Below are 17,119 nucleotides of genomic sequence, written 5' to 3' on the forward strand. Positions count from 1 at the left end.
AAGGCGTGTCAGGGGCCGGCTCTATCTTCCTGACAACGTGAGAGCCCAGGCGAGCAGGCCGAACGCGGTCGTGGAGGCGACCACGCGGACGAGGTTCCAGCTCCGCCACCGCATCTCGCCGAACGCCTCGCGCGCCGCGGCCACGTCGATGCGGCCGGGATCCCCCGCCGCCTTGAGCGCGTCGTTGAGCGGCACGTTGACCGCCAGGGTGATGACGAAGGTGATCACGTACAGGACGAGCGCGGCGACGATCCACGGCAGGGCCGGGCGGCCGAGATGGGCCACCGCGGCGAGGAGCGTGAACAGCAGGGCGCCCAGGAAGCCGCCTCCCATGAACCACGGGTTGATGATCGCCCGGTCGAGCGCCTGGAACGCGCCCACGAAGGTGCGGTCGTCGGTCCGCTCGAGGCCCGGCATGACCGTGTGCGCGTACAGGGCGAAGGCCCCCGCCACGAGGCCCATCGACAGCGTTGCGGCCATCAGCGCCGTGATCCGCATGCCTTCCACAGAGTCCTCCCAGCGGGCTCAGCGATGTCGTCCGGCTCTCACGATCCCATCGGCTCCTTTCGTGGACCTGTCCTGAACCTGTCGCCCGGGCCACACCGAAACCCGGCGAAAGGAGGCGGTCCGCGCGACGCAAGGTTTGTGCAAGAACGATGGCATCGCCGGTGGCTACCGTAGTTCGTAGCGGCACGTGTCGACGGACCGGTTGCGGCACGACGACGCCCCACCCGCCCGTGCTGTCGTCCATCACTTCGCGACGTCAGGATAAATGTGGACATAAGGTCGAATGCCGGATTTCGGTTCGGGATTTTGGGCCCGCTCGAAGTCGTACGTGACGGCCGGCCGATCTCCCTTCCGGCGGCCAAGCAGCGGATCGTGCTCGCCACGCTGCTCCTGCGCGCCAACCGGAACGTCTCGCCGGACGAGCTGATCGAGCGGCTGTGGGCCGACGACGTTCCCCACAACGCCCGCAGCGCGTTGTACACCCACGTGGCGCGGTTGCGGCGCGCGCTGGGCGAGGACCCGGGCGGTGACGGCTCCCACCGGCTGATCCGCACGTCCGACGACGGCTACGTCATCGATGTGCCGCCCGAGGCGCTGGACCTGTCGCGGTTCCGGGTGCTGGTCGCGCGCGCCGGCGCCGGCACGGACGCCGCCGGCGCGGCGGATCTCCTCGGCCGCGCCCTGGGGCTGTGGCGCGGCCCCGTGCTGGCCGGCGTTCCGTCGGAGTCGCTGCACCGTGACGAGGTGCCGCCGGTCGTGGAGGAGCGGCTGCGGGCCGTCGACCGGTGGTTCCAGCTCGGCCTGCGGCTCGGCCGCGACGACGAGATGGTCAAGGTGCTCAAGGAGGCGACCGCGGAGCATCCGTTCCACGAGCGGCTGTGGGCGCAGCTCCTGGTCGCGCTGCATCGGTCCGGCCGCCGGGCGGAGGCGCTGGAGACGTACCGGAGCGTCGGCGCCCTCCTGCGCGACGAGCTGGGCGTCGACCCCGGCCAGGAGCTGGTCCGCCTGCACTCCGCCATCCTGGCCGGCGACCCCGACGCGGCGCGCGTGCTCGATGACGGCCACCTCCCGCCGGCCACTCAGCCGGACGATCCGCCGCCGAGCCCGGTACGCCCGCGGCAGCTCCCCTCCGACCTCGCCTCCTTCACCGGGCGCCGCGACGAGCTCGCGGCCCTGAACGCCCTCCTCGACCGCGAGAACGCTCACGCGTCGCCGCCGATCGTGATCGCCGCCGTCAGCGGCATGGGCGGAGTGGGCAAGACGGCGCTGGCCGTGCACTGGGCGCACTCGGTCGCCGACCGGTTCCCCGACGGCGTGCTCCATCTCAACCTGCGCGGCTTCGGCCCGGGCAACCCCGTCGAGCCCCATGCCGCGCTGGAGCTGCTGCTCAATGCGCTGGGCGTGGTCGGGCAGCGGGTTCCCAAGGAGACGGACGCCCGCTCGGCGCTGCTGCGCAGCGTGCTGGCCGGGCGGCGGGTCCTGATGCTGCTCGACAACGCCCGCGACGCGGCCCAGGTGCGTCCGCTGCTGCCGGGCTCGCGCTCGTTCGTGCTGGTCACCAGCCGCAACCAGCTGCGCGGCCTGGCCGTACGGGAAGGGGCGCGGCCCCTCGTGCTCGGCCGGTTCTCGCCCGGCGAGTCGACCGCCCTGCTGGCCGCGATCCTCGGCCCGGAACGGATCGGCGCCGAGCCGTGGGCCGCCGCCGAGCTGGCTCGGTCGTGCGTCCACCTGCCGCTGGCGCTGACGATCGCGGCCGAGCACGCGATGTACCGCCCGGACAGCCCGTTGCAGAGCCTGGCCGAGGAGGTGCGGGCCCAGCGGACCCGGCTGGACGCGCTGGACACCTCCGACGACCACGAGGCGAGCGTGCGGGCGGTGCTCTCCTGGTCGTACCTGGCGCTGGAGCCGCCGGCGGCCCGGATGTTCCGCCTGCTGAGCCTGCACCCCGGTCCCGACGTCGGCCCGGGGGCGGCGGCCGCGCTGGCGGGCGTCCCGGTCGCCGAGGCGCGGCGGCTGCTCGACGTCCTGGCCGACCGGTCGCTGCTGGAGAGGCCCAGCGGTGAACAGGGCCGTGAACAGGGCCGGGAACGGCACCGCTTCCACGACCTGCTCCACGCGTACGCCGCCGAGCAGAGCGCCCGGACCGACGGCGCGGCCGAACGGACGGCCGCCGTCCGCCGCGTGCTGAACTGGTACCTCCACACGGCGAGCCGCGCCGCTGACCTCGTCGAACCCACCAGGAGACGCTTCCCCGACGTGATCGACCGCGCACCCGCCGAGCCGCCCGCGCTGGAGGGCCCGGAAGGCGCGCTGATGTGGGTGGAGGAGGAACGGGCCGGCCTCGTGGCGGCCGTCGCGCTGTCGGCCGAGCACGGCTGGGACGACTTCACCTGGCGGCTGGCGCATGCGCTCTGGCGGTTCTTCCTCATCACCGGGCACGTCCGCGACTGGATCGACACGCATCTCCGGGCGCTCGACGCCGCGCGCGACACCGGCGACCCCCGCGTCCTGGCCGAGACGATGAAGAACCTCGGCTTCGCGTACTGGCGGGCCGGGCACCTCTCCGAGGCGCTGGACCACCACGGGCGGGCGCTCGTCCTCGACCAGGAGAGCGGCGACGGCTGGGGCGAGGCCAAGACGCGCAACCATCTGGGGTTCATCCACGACCGCGCGGGCCACTTCGCCGAGGCGCTGCGCCAGCAGCAGCGCTCCCTCGCCCGCTACCGGGAGGCGGGCGACCTGTGCGGCCAGGGCCGCGCGCTCGTCGGCATCGGCAACGCCTACCGCCAGCTCGGGCACCACAGCGCGAGCATGGTCCACCTCAAGAGGGCGCTCGCCATCACCTGCGAGATCGGCGACCGCTGGGGCGAGAGCCTGGCCCTCACCGCCATCGGTTTCACCCGCCTGACCGGCGGCTACGGCGCGGAAGCCACCCGCCCTCTCTACCGGGCCCTCACCATCTCCCGGGAGATGGGCGACCGCTGGGGGGAGAGCATGGCCCTCATCGTGATCGGCCTCGGCCTGCTGATCAACGGCGAGTACGGGGACCCGTCCCACCCGCTGTGCCAGGCGCTCGTCATCTCCCGCGAGATCGGCGACCGCTGGAGCGAAAGCCTCGCGCTCACCGCCATGGGGTTCGCCAGCCTGGCCTCGGGGCGGAACGCGGAGACCACGCGTTACCTCCGGCGCGCTCTCACCGTCAGCCACGAGATCAGATGCATCGCCGGCGCCGACGACCTGCTCCACGAGGCGTTCCGCACCGCCATGCCGCGGGCCGGCCACCAGACGCTCGTCTCCACGCTGTCCTTCCACACCCGCCTGCAACTCAGGCTGGCCGCCGTGGATGCCCCTCGCGCGCTCGGCCCCTCCCCGCGATGAGCGCTGATCAGGGCGCTTCGCGCTCCCACTGCCGGTAGGCGGCGACCGCGGTCGGGAGCGTGGGGAAGAGCCGCTGCTCGCCGACCGTGGCGGTCAGGCCGTAGGCGTCCAGGTACGTGCGCAGGTCCTGCTTGACCCTGGCCATGGCGAAGACGATGCCGCGCCGCTCCAGCTCCTGGCGCAGGGAGTCGACGGCGTCCAGGGCGGTGATGTCCACCTCGACGTTGGCCTCGGTGTTCAGGACGAACCAGCGGACGGGGGTGTCCTGCTGGTCGACGGTGGCCAGGGCGCGGCGGTGGAAGTCCTGGGCGTTGGCGAAGAACAGCGGCGAGTCGTAGCGGTAGATCACCAGGCCGGGGATGGTGCGGGCGGCCGGATAGTCGTCGATGTCGTGCATGCCCGCCAGGCCCGGCACCACGCCCAGGATCGCGTCATGCGGGCGGGCAACCCGGGCGAGCATCTCGGCGACCGACAGGGCCACCGCGAGCAGGATGCCGTACAGGATGTCGAAGATCAGGACCCCGGCGAAGGCGCCGAGGGCGAGCAGGAGCTCGGTGCGGCGGAAGCGGGCCAGCCGCACGAAGTCGGGCAGTGAGACGAGCCGGGTGGCGGCGTACACGACGATCGCGCCGAGGGCGGCGGTGGGGAAGTCGGCCAGCAGCGGCCCGGCGAACATGAGCACCGCGGCGACGGCGACCAGGCAGATGAGCGAGTACAGCTGGGTGCGGGCGCCGGCCGCGTCGGCGAGGGCGGTGCGGCTGCCGCTGCTGCTGACGGGGAAGCCGTGCAGCGCGCCCGCGCCCAGGTTGGCCGCGCCCAGCGCGAGGAGCTCCTGGTTGGCGTCGACCTCCTGGTGGTGGCGGGCGGCGAAGGAGCGGGCGGTCAGCATGTTGTCGCTGTAGCCGACGAGGAAGACGCCGACGGCGGGCAGCAGCAGGTTCTCCAGCGGGGGCAGCGAGGGGGCGGGCAGCCCGGCGGGGATCGCGCCGACCACCTTGATGCCCCGCGCCTCCAGGTGGAACAACGCCACGCTCAGCGTGGCCAGCAGCACGGCGAGCAGGGGCGCCGGGGCCGCGGGCAGCCGCCACTGCAGCAGGAACAGGAAGGCGAGCACCGCGGCCGCCATGATGACGGTGCCGGGATGAGCGCGGGGCAGCAGATGGACGAACGACGACACCTGCTCGATGAGGGACTCTCCCGTCACCGGGGCGCCGATGAGCTTGCCGAGCTGGCTCGCGATCATGATGACGGCCACGCCGGCGAGGTAGCCGACCAGGATCGGCCTGGACAGCAGGTCCGCGACGAAGCCCAGCCGCAGCAGCCGGCAGCCCAGGCAGAGCAGCCCGACGATGAGGGCCAGCGAGGCGGCCAGGGAGGCGTATCCGGCCGGGTTCCCGGCGGCCAGGGGGCCGATGGCGGTGGCGGTCATCAGCGCGGTGGTCGACTCGGGCCCGACCGACAGCTGGCGGGAGGAGCCCAGCAGGGCGTACAGGGCCAGCGGGGCCAGGATCGCCCACAGCCCGGTCACCGGCGGCAGCCCGGCCACGGTGGCGTAGGCCATGACCTGGGGGACGAGGTAGGCGGCGACGGTCAGCCCGGCGAGCAGGTCGCCACGCAGCCATTCGCGCCGGTAGGCGGTCAGGGTGGCCAGGCCGGGCAGGAAACGGATCACGCCCGAGGATGGCGCATGATGGCACGCGGGCGCCAGCATCACGCGCCCTGACCGGTGGAGGGAGTCCGAAGGCATGAGTTCTGACGGGTTGCGGCGCAAGCCTTACGAGAAGCGGCTGCTCCAGTTGCAGGGTGAGCTGGTGAAGCTGCAGGAGTGGGTGAAGGCGGAGGGGCAGCGGGTGGTCGTGGTCTTCGAGGGGAGGGACGCGGCGGGCAAAGGGGGCACGATCAAGCGGGTCGCCGAATATCTCAACCCGCGCGTGGCCAGGATCGCGGCGCTGCCCGCGCCCACCGAGCGGGAGCGGACGCAGTGGTACTTCCAGCGCTACGTGGAGCACCTGCCGGCCGCGGGGCAGATCGTGCTGTTCGACCGGAGCTGGTACAACCGGGCCGGGGTGGAGCGGGTCATGGGGTTCTGCACGCAGGAGGAGTACACCCGCTTCCTGCACCAGTGCCCGATCTTCGAGCGGTTGCTGGTGGAGGACGGGATCCTGCTGCGCAAGTACTGGTTCTCGGTGAGCGACGACGAGCAGGAGCGGCGGTTCCGGTCGCGGCTGGAGGATCCGATGCGGCGGTGGAAGCTGTCGGAGATGGACCTGGAGTCGATCACGCGGTGGGAGGAGTACTCGCGGGCCAAGGACGAGATGATGATCCACACGCACATCCCCGAGGCGCCGTGGTACGAGGTGGAGAGCGCGGACAAGCGGCGGGCCAGGATCAACATGATCTCCCACCTGCTGTCCACGATCCCGTACGAGGAGGTGCGGCGGGCGCCCCTGAAGATCCCGCCGCGGCCCGCCCCCAGCGGCTACCGGAGGCTGCCGCGGGTGGAGACGCCGGTCCCGGACGTGACCGGAGACCTCACCTGATCAGGGGCCGGGCTCGCGTCCGACGGCCCTGGAGCGGAACTGCGACGGCGAGACGCCGGCCCACGCCACGAACGCCTGCCGTAAGGACTCGGCGGAGGTGAACCCGCACCGGCGGGCGATGCCCGCGACCGGCTCGCGCGATCCGGCCAGCAGCTGGGAGGCCGCCTCCAGCCGCGCGTCGCGGACCAGCCGCGACGGGGTCCGGCCCACGTGCTCGACGAACAGCCTGCTCAGGTGCCGCTCGCTCACCCCGGCGAGCGCGGCCAGCCGGGGCACGCTCAGGTCGCCGGCGAGGTCGCTGATCACGTGGTCGATGACCCGCCGGACCAGGGCCTGGTCGGAGCGCGGGATCCGGTTGAACAGGCTCACCTGCGCCTGGTTGCCGGGGCGCTTCAGGTAGGCGACCATGCCCATGGCCACGCGGCGGGCGAGCTCGGCCCCGTGGTCCTCCTCGATGAAGGCCAGCGTGAGGTCGAGGGCGGCGGTGACCCCGCCCGAGGTCGCGACCGCGCCGTCCCGGATGAAGATCGGCGCCGGGTCGACGTCGACCCGCGGGTAGCGCGCGGCGAGCTGCCCCGCGTAGTGCCAGTGCGTGGTGGCCCGGCGGTGGTCGAGCAGCCCGGTGGCGGCCAGCACCGTCGCCCCGGTGCACACCGACGCGACCCGCCGCGACAGCCCGGCGAGCCGCAGGACCTGGCTGACGAACCGGGGGTTGGCGGCGGCGGCCGCGTGTCCCCGCCCGCCGGAGACGACCAGGGTGTCGATGGGGCCGTCCATCCGGTCGATCCGGTGCTGCCCGGACAGCTCGAGCCCGGAGTCGCAGCGCACGGGCCGGCCCATCGGCGTCGCGAACACCACCTCGTACGCCGGGTCGGCGCCCTGCTGGTTGGCGTGGTCGAACCCGGTCGTCACGGACGCCACGTCAACGAGCTCGATGCCGTCGTAACCGATCATGACGATCAGCCGTGCCACCATGGCCACATCGTACGGGTGCGCCGCTCGCCACGGCGATCCCGGACCTCCGGCCTAGCCGGCGCGGGGCCCGCGGCCCACTACGATGATCAATAATTGTGGTCGTCACCCGGGGGCGGTAGAAGTTGTCAGGGCCAGAACGCGTTCGTGCCGTCCTGGAGAGCAAGTTCGTGCAGCGCGGCGTCATCGCCGTGATCGTCATCAACGCGATCACCATCGGATGCGAGACGAGCGCGGACCTGATGGCGCAGGTCGGCGGGCTGTTGCACGCCGTCGACCGGATCGCGCTGGCGATCTTCACGGTCGAGATCGCCGCCCGCCTGTACGCCTACCGCAAGTCGTTCTTCGCCGACCCGTGGAACTGGTTCGACGCCGCCATCGTGGGCATCGCGCTCGTCCCGGCCTCCGGGCCCACGTCGGTGCTGCGGTCGCTGCGCATCCTGCGGGCGCTGCGGCTGGTCTCGGCGGTGCCCAGCATGCGGCGCGTGGTGGGCGCGCTGCTGACCGCCATGCCCGGGATGGCCTCCATCATCGGGCTGCTGGTGCTGATGATCTACATCGCGGCGGTGATCTCCACGAAGCTGTTCGGGGAGCTCGTGCCCGATCGCTTCGCCGACCTGCCGCGCTCGCTGTTCACCCTGTTCCAGATCATGACCGGCGACGACTGGGGCAACGTCGCGCAGGAGGTGATGGAGCACAAGCCGTGGGCATGGGTCTTCTTCATCGTCTACATCCTGATGTCCACCTTCGTCGCGCTGAATCTGTTCATCGCGGTGGTGGTCAACGCCATGCACGAGACGGAGCCGTCCCCCGCGGAGACCCGCGCGCAGGCGGAGCTGGAAGAGGTGAAGCAGGAGCTGGCGGCGGTCAACGCCAAGCTCGACCAGCTGCTGACGCGCGAGCCCACGCCCGCGGGCGGCAAGGGCCCCTGACGGGGACGGCTGCCGCCGCTACCTTCGCCGCTTGCCGCCGTAGAGGCCGACCGTCAGCGAGACGCCGAGGGCCGCCAGGGCGACCTGGATGGCGAGCTCGATCCAGTCGACGCCGCCGGTCTCGGCGACGCCCAGAACGGAGGCGATCGCGGTGCCGACGAGCGCCGCGACGACGCCGATCGCGATCGTCAGCCAGATGGGGATGCGCTGCCGCCCCGGGATGACCAGCCGCCCGAGGGCGCCGATCACGATGCCGATGATGAGTCCGGAAATGATGCCGGTGATCGCCATGCTGAACTCCCCGACGCTCGGTGGTCCGTCTGCCCCGCACAACGAACGCGCTCCACGGCCGGTTCCTGACGCTCCCAGCACGGTAGCAACAGCCCTTCCCGGGGAACATATGGCCAGGTCAGCCCCGCGTAGACGGCTTGGGCTGACGTGCTGAAATCGGGGGGTTCAGCGGCGATGACCATAAAACCAGCGGCAGTGCACGGCGTCTCACTGGCCACGTCCTTGGCGGTGGGGGCGTTCGTCCTCGCCGCCTGCGGCAGTAGCCCGGCGCGGCGGGACACGACCATGATGTCCGGAGCCGTGCCGGTCGCGACGGCGAGCGCTCAGTCGAAACCCGCTTTCGACGACGCCGACGTGATGTTCGCGCAGATGATGATCGCGCACCACCAGGAAGCCATCGAGATGGCCGAGCTGGCCACGACGCGGGCAACGTACGAGGAGACCAAAGAACTGGCGGAGAAGATCAAGTCCGGGCAGCAGCCGGAGATCGAGACCCTGCAGGGCTGGTTGAAGGAGTGGGGCAAGACCACGCCGATCAGCGAGGCGGGGCACGACGCGGCGGCCGGCATATCCGACGCGAACATCAAGACACTGCTGGACGCCCGGGGCTCGGCCTTCGACAAGGAGTTCCTCACGATGATGGCCGATCATCACGAGGAGGCGATCGCCATGGCGCGGGTCGAGCGGAAGCACGGGAAGAGCTCGAAGGCGAAGAAGCTGGCCGACCGGATCATGAAGGAGCAGCAGGCCCAGGTGACGCAGATGAAGAAGCTCCTCGCCCGGATTCCATGACGCGAGGGTCTCGACCGGGCGGGAGGTCACGGGTGACCGGCCTCGCGTCCGGGCGGGGGACGCTGGTCGGGGCGCGCGACGGGGGAGTTGCCCGTCAGCCGCGCCCTGACTGTTTTCGAGGTCGCGTGCGCTCTGGTGGGCAGCGGCACGGTTACCGCGGATGTCCGGATATGGCCGGACCTGAGCCTGCGGCGCGGAAGATCCTTTGGTGTCCGTAGAGACTTTGCCAAGGAGATCCGCATGACGCCGACCACGGTCACGCAGGCCGCCCGGTTCAGAGACCTGCACGAGGGCACGGTCCTCGTGCTCCCCAACGCCTGGGACGCCGCCTCCGCCGCCCTGATCGAGGCCGCGGGCGCGCAGGCGATCGCGACGACCAGCGCCGGCGTGTCCTGGGCCAACGGGGCGCCGGACGCGGAGGGGCTCGGCAGGGAGCGGATGGTGGCGGCGGTCACCGCCATCGTGGCGGCCGTGACGGTGCCGGTCACGGCCGACATCGAGGGCGGATACGGCGACGTCGCGGGCACCGTTCGCGCGGTGATCGAGGCCGGCGCGGTCGGCGTCAACCTCGAGGATTCCCCCGGCCCCGACGGCATGCCGCTCCTGTCACCCGCGGACCAGGCCCGGCGCATCGCCGCGGCGCGGGCGGCGGCCGACGCCGCGGGGGTCGAGCTGTTCGTCAACGCCCGTACCGACGTCTACCTGGCCGGTGCTCCGGGGGACCGGCTCGCCGAGGTCGAGGAGCGGGCGCGGGTCTACGCCGAGGCCGGGGCCGACGGGCTGTTCGTGCCGGGCCTGCTGGACCTGGACGCCATCGCCCGCCTGGCCGGCGGGCCGCTGCCGCTGAACGTGATGGCCGGGCCCGGAGCCCCGCCGGTGGAGCGGCTGGCGGCGGCCGGCGTCGCGCGGGTCAGCGTCGGCTCGGCGATCGCCCAGGCCGCCTACGCGTGCGCCGCGCGGGCGGCCGCCGAACTGCTCGGCGGCGGCACGTACGCGACGCTCGACGGCGGCCTCGACTACGGCGGCCTCAACGCGCTCCTCCGATGAGGACACCGTCCTCGCCTGCGCTCACCGGTCCCGAGGTCACTTCTCGCAGGTGAGGCGGGGTTCGGCGTCGTAGACGGTGTGGAAGCGCTGCTTGCGCAGGACCTTGCCGTCCTTCTTGAAGATGCGCCACACGTCGATGGCGAAGCCCTCCGAGCCGTCCATGGGGATGCACTCGTCCCCCTTCTCGCTGAGGGTCTCGACGGGCTTGACGTTGTAGCGGTCGGAGCTCTGCGACTCGATGTCGTAGCGCTTGGTGCTCCAGAACTGCACGGTGACCGAGGTGCTCGTGTACGAGGTCTTGATCAGGACGCCGTGGCGGGAGTCGTTGCGCCAGCGGAAGTCCGGCTGGGGGAAGGAGACCGTGGACTCGCGCCCGGCCGGGTAGCGGGAGATGTAGTACTGGTGGGCCCGGTGCTGGACGTCCTGGAAGCCGCCGAAGAAGACGGCGTTGAACATGGTGGTGGCGAACTGGGAGACCCCGCCGCCGACGTCGTTGACGAACCGGTTGTTGAGGATCATCGGCGCCTCGACGAAGCCGCGGGCCTTGTCGCGCTTGCCGACCACGTCGTTGAGGGAGAACGTCTCCCCGGGCTGCACCACGTAGCCGTCCACGATGTCGGCGATGGTGTGGATGTTGGTCACGCGGGGCGCGCAGCACGGGTGCTGGGTGGTGAACGAGCTGACCTGCTCCTTGACGCCGAGCTTGGCCGCCTCGGCCGTGGTCACCCGGGGCTGCCGGGCCGTGGCGGGCAGGTCGACGCGGCGGCTGCCCGCCGCCACGGCCTCGGCGATGGCCGGGCCGAGCGTCTTGATGTCGGCGCCGTGGCCGGCCCGGGAGGGGACGACCTTCGGCTTGCCCTTGACGATCGTGAAGGAGGCGTCCTTGGGCGGCGTGATCAGCAGCGACTTGGCCATGTCCGCGGCGATCTTGCCGGCGTCGTACGACGGGCGCAGGCCGCCCTTGCCGTCGGGGACGAAACGGAGACCGGCGGCCAGCTGCTCCCTGGACACGGTGGCCTGCTTGCCGCCGCTGGCCAGCGTGAGCGGGGAGGCGATCGCGGTGCGCGCCGTGGCGGAGGCGACCTCCTTGACCTGGGCGGCGGTGAGCGCGGGAGGAGTCACCTGGAGCTTCAGCTCGACGGAACTGCGCCCGGCCGCGAAGGCCGCCCGCACCGCCTGGGCCGCTCCGTCGCGGTCCAGCGCGCGTCCGGGCTTGGGCAGGACCGTGCGCGGCTCCAGCCCCTGGTAGCGGACGCCGCCCTGCACCGGCTTGGTGTCCACGCTCTTGGCCAGGCCGGCGAGCCCGGCGGCCAGCCGCTGCTCGTCCACGATGACCCGGGGCGGGAGCTGCCGGCTGCCGAAGAGGGAGCGGGCGATGCCGACCGGGGTGGCGGCCCCGGCCATCGCGGCCTCGATGGTGGCCCGGGCGTCGAAGTCGAGCCCCAGCTCGGCGGGCGTGAGCTGGACCCGCTTGCCGCCCGCGACCAGCGTCATCGGCTGCCGTACGCGCTGGGCCAGCTGCCGGTCGAGGTGGGAGCGGGCGGCCTCGGGCGCCAGCCCGCCGATGTCCACGCCGTCCACGCGCGTGCCCGGGGGAACCTTGCCGGCGAGCGAGATGGCGGGCACGGCGTAGCCGAGCACCGCGACCAGGATGACGGCGGCGGTGATGATGAGCACGCGCCGCGAGCGAGGGGCGCTCACGACGGCGCCTGAGTGTGCATGAGGCCCGGGTGCGGGCCGCCGGCCGGGAGGGGCCCGGATCCGGTAACTGTGATGTCCATTTGGTCTTGGATACGGCTGGCGACCCGTTCAGAGTTCTCCGCCGACCTGACCTGCGATGATGCCCGGGGGTCGCGCATAGTGACGGAGTGTACTAGCAGATGTAGTAGGCGCGTCACCGCCGGACGACGGGCACCGGCTGGTCACGGCGGGCGGCCTCCGCCCTGACCCGCTTCCGCAGCTCCTTCGCGTGCCGGACGAACGACCACGTACGGCCCACCGCACCGCCGGCCAGGCTCCAGTCGTTCAGCGCCCGCTCCACCTCGACCTCCAGCAGGTCGCCCGAGCCCGTCGTCGATCCCAGCAGCACGACGTTCTCCTGCCCTCCGGTCCCCGAGGACCGGTGGAACGTCAGGCACACCGGCCCCGGCGAGCCCGTCACCCCGGCGGGCAGCAGCACCTCGAACCTGCGCCTCGTACGGACGACCGAGCGGGCACGCACCGTCACCGGCAGGCCGTCGGCCACCATCGAGACGACGGGCGGGCCGAGGCCCATCGCCCGCGCGGCGTGGGGCCGCCAGTCCACCGGCGGCGCCGACCGGCTCGGCAGCCGGGGCCCCGACGGCGCCAGGTCGGACCGGGGGAAGCCCGTCCCGCCCGGGCAGGTCCAGGTGCGGGGCGCGGAGGAGAGGTCGCCCTCCGGCCACCAGGTGACGCGTTCGGGGGTCACCTCCACGTAGATGCGGGCGAAATACCAGGTCAGCCCCCTGAGCAGGAACAGCGGCGCGTCGGCGAGCCCGCTCCCGGCCTTGGTCAGCGCCTCGCGGACGTACCGGTCGGTGTTGGCCTGCAGGTCGGCGTCGCGTACGGCGGCCCGCCCCTGGACGAGCACCACGGGCGGCCGATCGAGGCCGCTGCCCGCCGGGTCGGAGTACAGCAGCGCCACGCGCGGGTCACGGCGGGCGCGTTCGGCCTTGTCGGGGTAGGACAGGCCGGTCGTGACGTCGAGCGTCTCGCCCTTGCCGACGTACGGCGTGACCGGCCAGGTCACCGGGCGGCCGGCCCGGGTCAGCGAGGTGTACTCGCACACGGACGAGCGCTCGAACACCTGCCGCACCTCCGCGGGCAGGACCCCGCCCGCGGGGGCTGTGGTCGTGAAGCCTGTGATCATCGCCTGTCTCCCTTCCGTCCTCCGGAGACAGTGTGCGGAAGGCTTCTCCTGAACGTCTTGGCGCTCACTTGCGGACGTCTTGGACCCCGGCTCGACGCCGTATCGAGCCGGGGAGCGGCTCAGGCTAGGGGGTCCATCTGATGCCGGGGTTGACGCCGCCGGTCCAGTTGAAGGTGGCCATGTTGTCCCACTGGTCGCCGGTGCCGTTGATGTTGGCCGGGTCCCAGCCGTTGCCCTGGATGGCGTACCAGGTCGGCTCCCAGTAGAAGACGCCGATCGCCCCCGCGCTGCGGGCGGTGTTCTGGACGGCGGTGAAGTTGCTCGCCTGCCCCGCCCAGGTGGCCGGGTAGCCGGAGCACGGCGCCGAGCCGTTGATCGCGTTCGGCTCGCTGTCGGCGTTGTTCGCGGTGAACGGGTAGGCGGTCTCCGCCACGATGACGGGCTTGCCGTAACGGGTCCGCACGTCGTTGATCACGCTGGACAGGGTGGACTGCGAGCCGTGCCACATGCAGTAGTACGACAGGGCGGTGATGTCCCACGGCACGCCCTTGGCGCGGATCCCGTCGTAGAACCAGCGGGCGTTCGCGAGGCTGTCGGCGTCCGCGGTGTGGATGATCACCTGGGTGCCGCTGTTGCACGCCTTGGTCGCGTTGTAACCGGCCTTCAGCAGCAGGCTGAGGTTGGTGAAGTCGTTGTTGATGACCTTACCGTCGTTCCAGAGCATGCCGACGTTGATCTCGTTGCCGATCTGCACGCTGTCCGGCGTGGTGCCCTGCGCCTTGAGACTGGTGCAGATGTCGTACGTGTAGTTGTAGACGTCCGTCTGGAGCTGGGCGATGCCGTGACCGGCCCACGCCGCCGGCTTGAACTGCTTGCCCGGGTCGGCCCAGGTGTCCGAGTAGTGGAAGTCGATCATCAGGCCGAGTCCCTTGGCCTTGACCGTCCTGGCGTAGGCCAGCACCTTCGCCTTGTTGTTGTAGCCGCTGGCCGGGTTGTTCCAGATGCGCAGCCGGGCGTAGTTGACTCCGGCGCCGATGAGGATGTCCAGCGGGTCGGCGGCCGTCCCGGAGGCGTTGTAGTACCTGGCCCCCAGGTCCAGGCTCCGCTGGAGCGAGGAGATGTCGGCGCCGCGCATGCTCAGCGTGGCGGCCTGGGCGGGCGTCGCCGGCGCGACCGCGATCAGCGCCGCGAGTGTCAGCAGGAGGGTGACCCGGATCCTTCGTAAGTGGTACGTGGTCATGATCGGTCCCGTTGATAGAGCCGAATTCCGGACTGTGTGCACGTTCACGGACGCATGTGGCGACGAGCGGCCCGAAAAATGCGCCTTTGGGGGGCGAAAGCGGCCTTATGCATACTGTGAACGTTCACAGACTGCTTGAGCATGAGGATAAAGAAGAATCCGGCACTCGGGAAGAGCGAGTTTTCCGGCATCCGGGAATCGTTGTTCCGCGCTCCGGGCGGCCGAGCCACCATCGTTCCCACCGGCCGCCGCACCACGAAGGAGTCGCCGTGTCGAGCATCCCCCGCGATCAGTGGTACGTCGCCGCATACGGGCGAGAGATCGGCCAGGAGCTGTTCACCCGCACCATATGCGGTGAGTCCATCCTGTTCTGGCGCACCCGCGCCGGGACCGTCACCGCCATGTCCGACCGCTGCGTGCACCGCCGGTTCCCGCTGTCGCAGCCGCCCAGCCGGCTCGTCGAGGACCAGGTGGTCTGCGGCTACCACGGCTTCACCTACGGCGCCGACGGCGGCTGCGTCGCCGTCCCCGGCCAGACCAGGGTGCCGCGTACCGCCCGGTTGAAGAGCTACCCGGTCGTCGAGCTGGACTCCTTCGTCTGGGTCTGGATCGGCGACCCCGCCCGGGCCGACGCGGCCCGCATCCCGCGCGCGCCCTGGCTGGACTCGCCCGAGTACACGACGGTGTCGGGGATGGAGCCGCTCCAGGCGCGGTTCGGGCTGCTGGTGGACAACCTCATGGACCTGTCGCACGAGACGTACCTGCACGGCGGGTACATCGGCACCCCCGAGGTGGCCGCCACCCCGATCACCACCACGGTGGACGAGGAGGCCGGGATCGTGTACGTCAGCCGCCACATGGACGACGCCGAATGCCCGCCGTTCTACGCCAAGTCCACCGGGCTGACCGGCCGCATCATGCGCTGGCAGGACATCGAGTACACCCCGCCGTGCCTGTACAAGCTGCACTCCCGCATCGCCCCGCTCGGCGTGCTGCCCAACGCCGACGGCGGCGACCCGGACGCCTTCCACGTCGAGGTCGTGTACGCGATCACGCCCGAGACCGAGCACTCCACGCACGACTTCTGGGCGGTGGCCCGCGACTTCGCCCTGGACGACCAGGGCGTGTCCGACTTCCTGGCCGAACAGAACCGCACGGTGGTGCTGCAGGACGTGGCCGCGCTCGACGTGCTGGAACGGGTGATCGCGACCGAGCCGGCGGGCTACCAGGAGCTGTCGATCAACATCGACACGGGCGGGCTGGCGGCCCGGCGCATGCTGGCCGGACTGGCAGGGCAGGGCGCCCCGGCCCGGCAGGCGTGACGGGCATGGAGCCCGGACACGTGCCCACCCGGCGTGGGCTGCTCCGCGTGGTCTGGCTGCCGGGGAGCGACCTGCTCCAGGGCACCTGCCACTGCGGCGCCGTACACGTCGCCGACGGGCCCGTCGAGGTCTGGGAATGGCTCCTCGGCCACCCGGCCGGCCACAACACCCCCACGAACCCGCCGCCCCCCGACGCCCCTGTCGGGACGGCGCGTCCGGACGCCCTGTCGGGGACGGGAGGCGCCCGATGAGCGCTGAGCGCAAGCTGGTCGTGCAGGCTCGCGACCCGGTCGCCGACGGGGTCGTCGCGCTCGACCTGCGTGACCCGGCAGGCGCCGAGCTGCCCGTATGGGAGCCCGGCGCGCACATCGACCTGGTGCTCGGCGGCGACCGCGTCCGCCAGTACTCGCTGTGCGGCGACCCGGCCGACCGCACGACCTGGCGCGTCGCCGTGCTGCGCGAGCCGGACGGCCGGGGCGGCTCGGCGTACGTGCACGAGGACCTCCACCCGGGCACGACGGTCCTCGCCCGAGGCCCGCGCAACCACTTCCCGCTCCACCCGGCACCCCGCTACCTGTTCGTCGCCGGAGGCATCGGCATCACGCCCATCCTGCCGATGGTGCGGGCCGCCGACGCCGCCGGCGCCCGGTGGCACCTGGCTTACGGCGGTCGTACGGCGGGCTCGATGGCGTTCGCCCGCGACCTCGAAGCCGCGCACGGAGACCGGGTGGAGCTGCGCCCACAGGACGAGCACGGCCTGCTCGACCTCGACGCCCTCCTGGCGCGGGCCACCCCGGACACCCTCGTGTACTGCTGCGGCCCCGCCCCGCTGCTGGCGGCGGTCGAGAGCCGCTGCGCGGACCGGCCGTCCGGCACGCTGCACGTGGAGCGCTTCGAGCCCAAGGAGGCGGCCGACCCCGTACGGGCGGAGTCCTTCGAGGTCGAACTGGCCGTCACCGGCGTCACCCTCACCGTGCCCCCGGACTGCTCGATCCTCGACGTCGTGCTGGAGGCCGGCGTGCAGGTCCTATCCTCGTGCCATGAGGGGACGTGCGGCACCTGCGAGACCGGGGTGCTGGCCGGCGCGGTCGACCACCGCGACTCCCTCCTCACCTCCGAGGAGCGGGCGGTGAACGACACCATGTTCGTCTGCGTCTCCCGCGCCGCCTGCCCCAGGCTGGTCCTCGAACTCTGACCAGGGAGCCGCC

The 17,119-nt window shown here is 71.9% G+C and carries 15 protein-coding genes; 8 read left to right on the plus strand and 7 right to left on the minus strand.

Annotated elements, in window-relative coordinates; genetic code table 11:
- Positions 1-21: 21 nt before the first annotated feature.
- Complete coding sequence (locus ABZX61_RS17220) at positions 22-498, minus strand: anthrone oxygenase family protein (RefSeq protein ID WP_355196129.1); 477 nt, start codon at positions 496-498, stop codon at positions 22-24.
- 315 nt (positions 499-813) lie between these two features.
- On the opposite strand from ABZX61_RS17220, the gene ABZX61_RS17225 reads away from it, so the two are divergent.
- Entirely contained in the window at positions 814-3,885 is a 3,072-nt protein-coding gene (locus ABZX61_RS17225) for a BTAD domain-containing putative transcriptional regulator (RefSeq protein WP_355195482.1), read from the plus strand.
- 7 nt (positions 3,886-3,892) lie between these two features.
- On the opposite strand, the gene sulP is transcribed toward ABZX61_RS17225, so the two are convergent.
- Complete coding sequence (gene sulP, locus ABZX61_RS17230) at positions 3,893-5,557, minus strand: sulfate permease (RefSeq protein ID WP_355195484.1); 1,665 nt, start codon at positions 5,555-5,557, stop codon at positions 3,893-3,895.
- A gap of 73 nt (positions 5,558-5,630) precedes the next feature.
- On the opposite strand from sulP, the gene ppk2 reads away from it, so the two are divergent.
- The gene (gene ppk2, locus ABZX61_RS17235) at positions 5,631-6,425 is read left to right on the plus strand and encodes a polyphosphate kinase 2 (protein WP_355195486.1); all 795 of its coding nucleotides are present in this window, start codon (positions 5,631-5,633) and stop codon (positions 6,423-6,425) included.
- Here the strand turns inward: ppk2 and ABZX61_RS17240 are convergent, their stop codons facing one another.
- On the minus strand, positions 6,426-7,400 hold the full coding sequence (locus ABZX61_RS17240) for a helix-turn-helix domain-containing protein (protein ID WP_355195488.1): 975 nt from the start codon (positions 7,398-7,400) through the stop codon (positions 6,426-6,428).
- A gap of 122 nt (positions 7,401-7,522) precedes the next feature.
- On the opposite strand from ABZX61_RS17240, the gene ABZX61_RS17245 reads away from it, so the two are divergent.
- Complete coding sequence (locus tag ABZX61_RS17245; RefSeq protein WP_355195490.1) at positions 7,523-8,329, plus strand: ion transporter; 807 nt, start codon at positions 7,523-7,525, stop codon at positions 8,327-8,329.
- Between the two features lie 18 nt (positions 8,330-8,347).
- On the opposite strand, the gene ABZX61_RS17250 is transcribed toward ABZX61_RS17245, so the two are convergent.
- The gene (locus ABZX61_RS17250) at positions 8,348-8,620 is read right to left on the minus strand and encodes a GlsB/YeaQ/YmgE family stress response membrane protein (RefSeq protein WP_350737993.1); all 273 of its coding nucleotides are present in this window, start codon (positions 8,618-8,620) and stop codon (positions 8,348-8,350) included.
- A gap of 174 nt (positions 8,621-8,794) precedes the next feature.
- Between ABZX61_RS17250 and ABZX61_RS17255 the strand changes: the two genes are divergently transcribed.
- Positions 8,795-9,412 (plus strand): DUF305 domain-containing protein, encoded by a 618-nt coding sequence (locus tag ABZX61_RS17255; protein WP_355195492.1) that lies wholly within the window; start codon positions 8,795-8,797, stop codon positions 9,410-9,412.
- 240 nt (positions 9,413-9,652) lie between these two features.
- Positions 9,653-10,459, plus strand: a complete 807-nt coding sequence (locus tag ABZX61_RS17260) for an isocitrate lyase/phosphoenolpyruvate mutase family protein (protein WP_355195494.1) — start codon at positions 9,653-9,655, stop codon at positions 10,457-10,459.
- Positions 10,460-10,495: 36 nt separating this feature from the next.
- Here the strand turns inward: ABZX61_RS17260 and ABZX61_RS17265 are convergent, their stop codons facing one another.
- The 3 genes from ABZX61_RS17265 to ABZX61_RS17275 form a co-directional block, all read right to left on the minus strand.
- A complete protein-coding gene (locus tag ABZX61_RS17265) occupies positions 10,496-12,160 on the minus strand; it encodes a VanW family protein (protein WP_355195496.1) in 1,665 nt (554 codons plus the stop codon).
- A gap of 193 nt (positions 12,161-12,353) precedes the next feature.
- Positions 12,354-13,349: a pyridoxamine 5'-phosphate oxidase family protein gene (locus ABZX61_RS17270; protein WP_355195498.1), complete on the minus strand. Its 996-nt coding sequence runs from the start codon at positions 13,347-13,349 to the stop codon at positions 12,354-12,356.
- Between the two features lie 124 nt (positions 13,350-13,473).
- On the minus strand, positions 13,474-14,589 hold the full coding sequence (locus ABZX61_RS17275; protein ID WP_355195500.1) for a glycosyl hydrolase 53 family protein: 1,116 nt from the start codon (positions 14,587-14,589) through the stop codon (positions 13,474-13,476).
- A 269-nt stretch (positions 14,590-14,858) separates the two neighbouring features.
- Between ABZX61_RS17275 and ABZX61_RS17280 the strand changes: the two genes are divergently transcribed.
- The 3 genes from ABZX61_RS17280 to ABZX61_RS17290 are packed head-to-tail and all read left to right on the plus strand — an operon-like array spanning position 14,859 to position 17,106.
- A complete protein-coding gene (locus ABZX61_RS17280) occupies positions 14,859-15,911 on the plus strand; it encodes an aromatic ring-hydroxylating dioxygenase subunit alpha (RefSeq protein WP_355195502.1) in 1,053 nt (350 codons plus the stop codon).
- 20 nt (positions 15,912-15,931) lie between these two features.
- Positions 15,932-16,162: a hypothetical protein gene (locus ABZX61_RS17285; protein ID WP_355195504.1), complete on the plus strand. Its 231-nt coding sequence runs from the start codon at positions 15,932-15,934 to the stop codon at positions 16,160-16,162.
- Positions 16,159-17,106: a PDR/VanB family oxidoreductase gene (locus ABZX61_RS17290; protein WP_355195506.1), complete on the plus strand. Its 948-nt coding sequence runs from the start codon at positions 16,159-16,161 to the stop codon at positions 17,104-17,106. The genes ABZX61_RS17285 and ABZX61_RS17290 overlap by 4 nt, the downstream gene beginning before the upstream one ends.
- Positions 17,107-17,119: the final 13 nt, after the last annotated feature.

Source organism: Nonomuraea sp. NPDC003709 (assembly GCF_040610775.1).
Lineage (GTDB): Bacteria > Actinomycetota > Actinomycetes > Streptosporangiales > Streptosporangiaceae > Nonomuraea > Nonomuraea angiospora_A.

Coding starts and splice junctions, on each gene's coding strand:
- ABZX61_RS17220 (WP_355196129.1), bottom strand. CDS start 498: ATGCGGATCACGGCGCTGATGGCCGCAACGCTGTCGATGGGCCTCGTG.
- ppk2 (WP_355195486.1), top strand. CDS start 5,631: ATGAGTTCTGACGGGTTGCGGCGCAAGCCTTACGAGAAGCGGCTGCTC.
- ABZX61_RS17240 (WP_355195488.1), bottom strand. CDS start 7,400: ATGGTGGCACGGCTGATCGTCATGATCGGTTACGACGGCATCGAGCTC.
- ABZX61_RS17250 (WP_350737993.1), bottom strand. CDS start 8,620: ATGGCGATCACCGGCATCATTTCCGGACTCATCATCGGCATCGTGATC.
- ABZX61_RS17255 (WP_355195492.1), top strand. CDS start 8,795: ATGACCATAAAACCAGCGGCAGTGCACGGCGTCTCACTGGCCACGTCC.
- ABZX61_RS17260 (WP_355195494.1), top strand. CDS start 9,653: ATGACGCCGACCACGGTCACGCAGGCCGCCCGGTTCAGAGACCTGCAC.
- ABZX61_RS17270 (WP_355195498.1), bottom strand. CDS start 13,349: ATGATCACAGGCTTCACGACCACAGCCCCCGCGGGCGGGGTCCTGCCC.
- ABZX61_RS17275 (WP_355195500.1), bottom strand. CDS start 14,589: ATGACCACGTACCACTTACGAAGGATCCGGGTCACCCTCCTGCTGACA.
- ABZX61_RS17290 (WP_355195506.1), top strand. CDS start 16,159: ATGAGCGCTGAGCGCAAGCTGGTCGTGCAGGCTCGCGACCCGGTCGCC.